Genomic DNA, 332 nt, shown 5'->3' with positions numbered 1-332 from the left:
TACTTGTTGTCATTCTATAACATTCGTTATAAAACGATTATTGTTGACGTTTGTTTGTTCAGTTTTCAAAGAGCAATTTGTTTGTTGCTATTAGAAGCAACTTTTATATAATAACAGTTATTATAAACACTGTCAATATACTTTTTTATTTTTTGGTGGAGCCTAGCGGGATCGAACCGCTGACCTCCTGCGTGCAAGGCAGGCGCTCTCCCAGCTGAGCTAAGGCCCCAAATAATAATAATGGTCGGGAAGACAGGATTCGAACCTGCGACCCCTTGGTCCCAAACCAAGTGCTCTACCAAGCTGAGCTACTTCCCGAAATATAATGGCGC

2 tRNA genes are annotated in these 332 nt (G+C 41.3%); both read right to left on the bottom strand.

Annotated elements, in window-relative coordinates:
* Positions 1-153 precede the first annotated feature (153 nt).
* Positions 154-229: transfer RNA gene (locus ACTNDN_RS25075), tRNA-Ala, on the bottom strand.
* A 12-nt stretch (positions 230-241) separates the two neighbouring features.
* Positions 242-318, bottom strand: a tRNA-Pro gene (locus ACTNDN_RS25070).
* Positions 319-332: the final 14 nt, after the last annotated feature.

The sequence above is a fragment of the Niallia sp. HCP3S3_B10 genome (assembly GCF_052064465.1).
Taxonomy (GTDB): Bacteria; Bacillota; Bacilli; order Bacillales; family Cytobacillaceae; genus Niallia; species Niallia hominis.
This window is presented reverse-complemented; position numbering and strand designations above follow the sequence as displayed.